Below are 7777 nucleotides of genomic sequence, written 5' to 3'. Positions count from 1 at the left end.
CCCCTGGCCCGACACCCGGCCAGATTCGCAGCCCGGTGCTGTCATATGTCCTGCGCGGTCAGGAGGAGCACCAGGGCCTTGGAGCGGGTGGTCCCGAGCCCGGTGGCCACCACCTCGGCGGACACGCCGTCTCCCGCCAGCGCGCCAGCCGCCTCCCGCCCGACGCGGGCGGCGATCCTCTCCAGCATGCCGACGGCGCGCAGCGCCGCCAGCGGTGCGTCCTCGGTCGTGGCAGTCAGCTGCTCGGTGATCTCGACCAGGAGGGCGGCCAGCGGCTCGGGCAGCGGTACCGCCTTGTCGCGGACGAGGGACAGGTGGGCGTGCCAGTCCGCGAGCGGCCCGTTCAGGTCGACGTCCGCCTCGTACAGGGGCCGGTCGCCCACCGTCGCCCAGTCCAGCCGGTACTCGGCGGCACCGCGCCATCCGCACGCGCACCCCGCCCGGAGCGCCTCGGCGCGCGGGCGGCCTGCCCTGCCGTCGTAGGCCGACCAGTGCGAGGTCGACGGCACGTCCGGGCCGCTCCCGACGTCGAAGTACACGGGCCCCGGCTCACCGCCGCCGATGAGAACACCCGCCGCGCCCGCGTGCGCTTCCCCGAACTCCACCGTCCACCAGTCCCACTCCACGCCGTTGGACCCGCCCGGCCACGCCGCGGGCACGAGCAGCCGAGGAACACAACGAAGGGCCGCCACCTGTCGAGGCGGCGGCCCTCATCTCCGGGCTGGTCTACGGGGCGGGGGTGAACTCCACATCGGTGCCACCGCAGCCGGCCGCGATGTCCAGCAGCCGGTCGCGCTCCGCCTCATCGACCGCGAGGCCCCAGCGGAGCTTGGTCGCGGTCCACTCGGCGCCGTACCGGCACAGCGCGTCCGGCGCCGGCGGCAGCCACTCCGCCGGGTCCTGGTCTGCCTTGCTCCGGTTCGAGCGGGCCGTCACCGCGACCAGCGAGGCCGGCTGGCCCTGGTCGTTCGCGTACGCCTCCCGACGCGCCGCCGTCCACGCCGACGCCCCGGAGTCCCAGGCCTCGGCGAGGGGGACCATGTGGTCGATGTCCAGCGCGCCAGCCGGCGTCACCTCCCGCTCGTCGTAGTACGACCACCAGGTCCCGCCGGTCAGGGTGCAGCCCGGCCCGATCTCCGGATACACGACCGCCTCGGCCAGGAGCACCTCGGCGCGGGTGCTGCAGCCGTCGGCCGGGATGTCGCCAGCATTCCAGTGCCGGAAGGAGGACCGCTGGTAGCCGGTCCGGTCCTCCACCGCCAGCGGCAGGGCGCCCACCGCGACCCCGATCGGCAACACCTGCGGCACGCCGGCCGCGACCGGCGCCAGGGTGGCGGGTGGTTCGGCCGCGTGTGCGGCCGGGGGCAGGGACAGGGTCAGGGCGAGGGCGGTGGCCGCGAAAGCGGACCACTTCATGATCATCATGGGCCGGTTCTACCGGCCACCGCTCCGTCAGCAACAGGCCACCCCAGCCCGGTTCACCCGCCCGCGCACACCGGTTCACCGGCGAAACGCCACTGCACCCGCCCCGACCCCTGTCAGCCGACTGACGCCGCAGAATGGGCGGCCAGATTCCTCGCAACAGTCATGTCGGCCGCCGTCCAACGCGCGCCAAGGACGAAGCGCGGATTTCCTCGGCTGTCCACCACCCGGTGGTGCTCGGAGAGGCGAAGCCGTCGGGGCCCCTCAACACCCTCGGTCACCTTCTCGAAGAGGGCGTTGAGCCTGGAGTAGGGACCGTCCGGGTTCTGGGTGATCTCCTCGAAGGCGTCCCCCCACAAGTCCAGCGGCTGCCCGGTGAGACCGCAGGCGGTCAGGAAGGCCACCATCTGCTGACGGCTGACCGGCAGGGCCTGCCGCTTGACGATCCGGGCGGCTGAGCTGACCGGCAGCAGGTGGGCGCCTCCCGCGAGGGCGACGAAGTGGCGCAGTGAGGGCGCTCCGGCTGCTTCGTAGAAGTATTCCAGCGCCGCGCTCAGCTCCCGGCGGCCGTCGATGAACTGGGGAAGGGCCGGCTTGCGCAGCTGCACGAGTCTGCCGCGGTCGGCGATCCTGGCATTCAGCCAGAGCCTGCGCAGCACGTCCACCGAGTCGCCCCCGCACGCGGCGGCGAACGCGATGACCGTCTCCTCGGCCGGGACGGTCTTGCCCCACGCAGCGCGCTTGAGCGTGGCCGCCGACAGGCCGGTCCTGTCCGCGAGCTCGTCGTAGCTCAGGCCGGCCAGCGTACGGATCCGCCGTAGGGCTGCAGCCAGTTCTCCGCGCTCGGGAAGAGTGTGGTCCACGGGAAGTTCAGGGCGTCCCATAGTCCCCCCTCAGCGATCCGCGTGCACGGCAGCGCGGACCATCGCGGCCACCCGGCCGCGGCCCCCCGGCGTCACGGCGAGCACCAGGCCCGCACCGATCCCGCCGGCGCCGCCGAGCACCTTGAGGACTTCCAGCGCCGGCATCCCGTCCAGCCGCATCACGACAGCCAGGACGAACACGACCGTGAACACGACGCTGATGACGAGGGCCTGCGGCATCGTCAGACCCGGCGTACGGCCGTCCGTCTCGCTCCGCGCGCCCGGACGGGCCGCCTCGTTGGGCATAGCCATGACATCTCCAAGCCGGGGACCGGACACCCGGCACCCCTGAAGTTGGACGTGAGGGCGCGGGACTGCACCCTCACGTATCGGTGACTTCGCGCCAAGTGGCGCACTCCCGGGGGCGATTGCCGTCGCGTACCCGGAGTCACAAGAATGACAGGCGTTGCCTCTCCGGGCTAAGCCCTACCAACCACACCGAATCCCAAATGCTCGTAATGCCCGTTTGTTAGTTCACTGGCGTCCAAAGCCCTGTTTTATTCACCCAGCCATCTGACGTGCGAAAATAAGCAGCAGGTTTCCGACGGTTCCCTACCAACGTTCTACTTGCGCCGTGGAAAGTAGAGCGAGGGGCCCTATTCGTTCACACGCGTCCAAGCTGTACTTGCTTGCAAGCAAGTACGAGGGCAGGGTGGTGTTGAAACAGCCCGCCGGGAGACTGGCGGAGCCCCTGAAGCCGGTGACTTCGCAGCAGGGACACAGCCGCACCGCGTTGCCGCGCGCGTGCCGCACAGGCAGGGCCGACCCCAGGGTCGGCCCTGTTCCATTACTTGCCTCCTGCGACTGCCCTGTGCCATGTCAGCCCGCAGCCAACCCCGCCCCGAACTGCGGGACGTCGTCCACGGTCACATCCAGGCGCAGCCGTCGGAATCGGAGAGGGTGGCGGTAGACGCCGCCGTGGTCGATGGCGCGGTCGGCGCTGACTTCGGCGACCAGGGCGGGGTGGACGAGGGTGGTGTCGAGAACGTCGCGACTCCCCCACGTCGCGGAGAAGCGCACGCCCTCCCAGGGGTGCCCCGGCGCGGCCGCGGTGAGGTGCTCGGCGACCTGCCGCGCGGCCTCCGGGGCAAGCGGTACGGTCCGGCCGACCGCGCGCAGCCGGCCGTTCTGGTCGTGGCGGCCGAGGACGAGGAGTTGCGGGCGGGTCAGGGTGCCGGTGATCGCGCCGACGATCGTCTCTGTGGTGTCCCGCCTTCTGATTTTGGTCCAGCCGCGGTATCTGGGCAGGTAGCGGCTGTTCAGGGGCTTGATCAGGATGCCTTGTGCACAGTCGGTCACTGACCATATACATAGCGCCATGATCGTGAACGCTTGGCGAGTGCGGGCCACGGCGGAGGACTTCGACCTCCCCCCAAACGGACTTCCCTCCGATGTACGGCTGCTGACGGCGAACCGGGCGGAGTGGCTGCGCGAGGCGGGCCTGGAAGCAGGCACGCCGTTCCTCGTCTCGCCGGTGTTCGAGTACGACGTCGTCCTGAACCGCTTCTTTCAATCGCCGGGGATGCGGATGCACGCGGTGAACACCCAGTTCGGCTACGCCCGGGACCTGGCGGCGTTCCTGACATTCCTGTGGGTGTCGCGGCGCGGTAAGGGTTGGCGAGACGCGGCCGAGGAAGACCACCTCGCCTACCTGGCTTGGCGGCGCCGGGACGGTGACGGGCCGCGCATCGCCGGGTCGACCTGGAACCGCGAAGTGGCGGGGGTGGACGCCTTCTACCGGTGGGCGGTGCGTGCCGGGCACGTGCCGACGAGCCCGATCCCGCAGGTGGCCAGGCGCTTGCGGGTGGGCCCGCAGTTGTCGCGCCGGACTGCGGACGAGCATCGGCCAGCGACGTACGCGCGGGACACCGGGGCCGTGCGGGTGGAGTGGCTGCCGCCGGTCTCCTACCGGGTGTGGCGGGATGTGGGGGTGCGGGGCTTCGACGCGGCAGGCCTGCCACGGCCTGGATTCCGGGCACGGTGGGCGGCGCGCAACGCAACGTTCTGCGACCTGATGGTCCGCACCGGGCTCAGGCTGGCCGAGGAGTGCGCGCTGACGGCGTTCGAGGTGCCGTGGTGGACACCGGAGTCGGGCGCCTATGTGAAGTTCTGGCTTCCGCAGGCGGTGGCAAAGGGCAGCTCGTCGCGCTGGACCTACGTGCCGGCCGCGGTGCTGCGGGATGTGGATGACTACCGGCGGTGGGACCGGGCGGAGGTCGTCGCCCAGGCGCAGGCGGCGGGCCGGTACGAGCGGTGGCGCAGGCCCTGGGTCGTGGAGGACCCGGGCAGGCCGTGGGCACGCCGGGTCGGTTCGGCGTCCCGGGTCAAGGTGGAGCACCTGGGCGCGCGTGAACGGCGTCTGCTGTTGGTCGAGGGCCCGGCGGGGCTGGAGCCGGCGATGTTGTGGCTCGGCGAGGGCGGGCAGCCGTTGTCGGTCTCGGCGTGGAAGGAGATGTTCGCGACCTCGAACCGGCGCTGCACGGCAGCGGGTGTGCGGCTGGCCTGCCACGCGCACATGCTGCGGCACACCTTCGCCGTGGTGACGCTGGAGCAGCTGCAGCGCGGGCACCTGGCGGCGCTGGCCGAGCAGCACCCGCGCCAGCGCGAGCACTACACCAGGGTGTTCGGTGACCCGCTGGACTGGGTGCGGCGCAGGCTCGGACATCGATCGGTGGTCACCACCCTCGTGTACCTGCACACTCTGGCGGAGCTGGAGATGGAGACCAGGATGGCGCTGGTTCCCGGCGGGTGGGATCTGCCGGTGGACGTGGTCGACGAGACGGCGGCGGTCGCATGAGCGCGCGCGGGAGCACCCGCCCCGGGGTTCGGGCGGCCCTGCCCGACGGCGACTACGAGGTCCGCTCGGCGGTCTACCGCTCGCCGGGCGGCAGCGTGTGCGTGGACTTCGAGGGCGAGGACGGCCGGAGCCGCACCTTCGACTTCGCGGACTGCGAGCTGCCTGGCTGGCATGAGGATCTCGCGGTCGCGGTGGCCGCCCGGATCGGCCCTGGCGGAGGACTGCGCACCACCTCCTCCACCCTGGCGATGTGGAATCCGCTGCAGCGGTTTCTGCGCACCCTCGCCGGGGTGGACGAGGTGCCGCGGCGGCCGGAGCAGATGCGGGTAGAGCACGCCGAGTACTTCGCCGACAGCGTCGCCGCGACCATGCAGGAGGTCTACGCGTGGCGGTTCGTCGAGCATGTCGCGGAAGTATTGCGGCTGATGCCGCCCACCGGCCGGGTGCCGAACGAAGTACTCGACGTCCTGCGGGTGCGCATCCCGGGCCAGCCCCGGCATGTGACCGGCTACTCGGAGGGTGAGCTACGGCGTCTGCTTGCGGCCGCCCGTGCGGACGTGGCTGCGATGCGCAAGCGGATCACACACGGGCGGGCTCTACTCGCTGCTCCGGACGGCGGGCCGGATGCCGGGCGGCTGCGGACCGTGGCCGAGGGCGGCCGGCTGGAGCGACTACGCGAAACCCGGGCGGCGGGCCGGATGATCTTCCCCATGCGCGACGACCTGCCGGGGATGCTCGTGCTGATGACTGCTGTCAGCGGGCGCAACGTCGAGACCATCAAGGAACTCCCGGCCGAGCATCAGGTCATCGAGGGCAAGGCAGTCGAGGTGGTGCTGACCAAGCGCCGGCGCGGAGCTCGGCGCTGGCACGAGTCGGTTCTGTGGGAGATCGGCCCGCCCGGACAGGAACTGCGGCACCCCGGCGGGCTCTACCTGCTGCTGCACGACCTGATGGCACCCAGCCGGACCCGGGCCGCCGATCCGCAGTGGTTCTGGTCGTTCTTCCGCGGCCTGCGCTACGGAGACCAGCACGGCAGTCCGTTCCGCAGCGCGATGACCGCCGACATCCCGAAGACTGCCTGGGTCGCCCGCCACGGACTGACAGATGACGGCGGGGCGCCGATGGCGGTGACGTTCACCCGGATCCGCACCAGCGTAGAGGCTCGCCGCACACGGCAGATGGGTGGCCATCTGCCGTCGGCGGCCCGGAGCAACACCGTCCCGGTACTGTTCCGGAACTACCTGCGCGACGACCCGTCCACGGTGGAGTGGGCGCACGAAGTGATGGCCGACGCCCTCGTGGACGCCGAGCAGGCCGCACTCGAAGCCCACCGTCGTCTCGCCGACCGCACGGGCCGGCCTGAGGTCCTCCCCGACGGTGTTCCCGCCCCGGCGGGCACCGCGCAGGGCCCTTGGTCCGGCTGCCGGGACGCCGAGAACCATCCGGTGACCGGCCGCGCCTGCCGCGCGTCGTTTCTGGAGTGCTTCCACTGCGGGAACTGCGTCATCACCTCCGACCACCTTCCCCGCCTGCTCGCCCTGCTGGACGCGATGGACAACCGGCGCCGGCAGATGGACGAGCAGGTCTGGTGGCAGCGGTACGGGCCTGCCTTCGCGGCGATCCGCCACGACATCCTCACCCGCTTCACCCCCGAACAGGTCCGCGAGGCCAACCCCGAACCTGTCCACGACGCCGACCTCGACCTGGTGGAAGAACCATGGCAGCAGCCCTGACCAACCCCGCACCCGCGCCAGTGCCTGAGCGAATCGGCGGGAGCCGGTTCGTCCTCTCCGGCCGTCCGCTGGCCCCCGGCCACCGCCTGGAGGACACCGCGCGCTACGACGACGACTCCTGGCTGCTAGCTCCCGCGCTGCTGCAGCGTCATCAAGCCCCCACCCGGCTCAACTTCACCCGTGCACCGGCAGCCTTCATCCCCACCCTGAAGGACCTCTTCGCCGCGATGCTCTCCGGCAAGCTGCCGCTGAACGAGCCGCGGCCGAAGATGATGTCGATCCGCCGGCACTTCACCGAGCAGCTCCGTTTCACCCACTGGGTCGCCGCCCGCCCCGGCCAGCCCCGCCTGGCCGACCTGACCCTCGACGACTTCGCCGCCTACGCGCTGCACCTGCACGCCGTACTGCCCAGCGAAGCCAGCCGCGAGGTCGCCCAAAGCTCGGTCCGTATGCTCTACCGCTACCGCACCGTGCTGCCCGGCGACCGCCTCATCGTTGATCCGCTGGACTGCGAGGAGTGGGGCAACAGCACCCGCCGCACCCACGCCGAGAACACCACCCACCGCATCCCCGAACGCGTCATGGGCCCGCTCCTTGCCTGGTGTCTGCGCATCATCGACGACCTGGCCCCCGACATCCTCACCGCGCTCGACGCCTACCGCATCCGCCGGGAAGCAGCCCACCCTGGATGGCGCCATATCCCTCGTCCCCACCTCTCTTCCGCCTGGCCCCATCTGGCCACGGACGAGCCCACCGGGCACGAGGACCAGGACGCGCACGCCCGCTTCAGCACGTTCGACTTGGCCCGCCTGCTCCAAGGCGCCTGCTACATCCTGATCGCCTACCTGTCCGGGATGCGCGACAGAGAGATCAAGCACCTGCGCCGCGGAAGCTCCCTCACC

7 protein-coding genes and 1 pseudogene are annotated in these 7777 nt (G+C 71.2%); 3 read left to right on the top strand and 5 right to left on the bottom strand.

All coding sequences use genetic code 11. The features are described 5' to 3' along the window. Positions 1-41: 41 nt before the first annotated feature. The 5 genes from ACFW48_RS38180 to ACFW48_RS38160 all read right to left on the bottom strand — a co-directional run bounded on the left by ACFW48_RS38180 (position 42) and on the right by ACFW48_RS38160 (position 3644). A complete protein-coding gene (locus tag ACFW48_RS38180; protein ID WP_386323201.1) occupies positions 42-659 on the bottom strand; it encodes a hypothetical protein in 618 nt (205 codons plus the stop codon). A gap of 67 nt (positions 660-726) precedes the next feature. Beyond that, a complete protein-coding gene (locus ACFW48_RS38175) occupies positions 727-1422 on the bottom strand; it encodes an HNH endonuclease family protein (protein WP_386323203.1) in 696 nt (231 codons plus the stop codon). A 116-nt stretch (positions 1423-1538) separates the two neighbouring features. Continuing rightward, the gene (locus ACFW48_RS38170; RefSeq protein WP_386323199.1) at positions 1539-2306 is read right to left on the bottom strand and encodes a helix-turn-helix domain-containing protein; all 768 of its coding nucleotides are present in this window, start codon (positions 2304-2306) and stop codon (positions 1539-1541) included. A 9-nt stretch (positions 2307-2315) separates the two neighbouring features. Further along, entirely contained in the window at positions 2316-2597 is a 282-nt protein-coding gene (locus ACFW48_RS38165; protein ID WP_386323197.1) for a hypothetical protein, read from the bottom strand. Positions 2598-3164: 567 nt separating this feature from the next. Then, on the bottom strand, positions 3165-3644 hold the full coding sequence (locus ACFW48_RS38160) for an ATP-dependent DNA ligase (RefSeq protein WP_386323195.1): 480 nt from the start codon (positions 3642-3644) through the stop codon (positions 3165-3167). A gap of 19 nt (positions 3645-3663) precedes the next feature. On the opposite strand from ACFW48_RS38160, the gene ACFW48_RS38155 reads away from it, so the two are divergent. The 3 genes and pseudogenes from ACFW48_RS38155 to ACFW48_RS38145 all read left to right on the top strand — a co-directional run. Beyond that, positions 3664-5142: a tyrosine-type recombinase/integrase gene (locus ACFW48_RS38155; RefSeq protein WP_386323193.1), complete on the top strand. Its 1479-nt coding sequence runs from the start codon at positions 3664-3666 to the stop codon at positions 5140-5142. Then, the gene (locus ACFW48_RS38150; protein WP_386323191.1) at positions 5139-6875 is read left to right on the top strand and encodes a hypothetical protein; all 1737 of its coding nucleotides are present in this window, start codon (positions 5139-5141) and stop codon (positions 6873-6875) included. The genes ACFW48_RS38155 and ACFW48_RS38150 overlap by 4 nt, the downstream gene beginning before the upstream one ends. Beyond that, a pseudogene (locus tag ACFW48_RS38145) lies at positions 6860-7777 on the top strand (hypothetical protein); the annotation flags it as partial. The gene ACFW48_RS38150 and the pseudogene ACFW48_RS38145, both read left to right, overlap by 16 nt.

The sequence above is a fragment of the Streptomyces sp. NPDC058812 genome (assembly GCF_042744565.1).
Lineage (GTDB): Bacteria > Actinomycetota > Actinomycetes > Streptomycetales > Streptomycetaceae > Streptomyces > Streptomyces thinghirensis.
The sequence above is the reverse complement of the archived record's forward strand: the minus strand, read 5'-3'. Positions and strand labels throughout refer to the sequence as shown.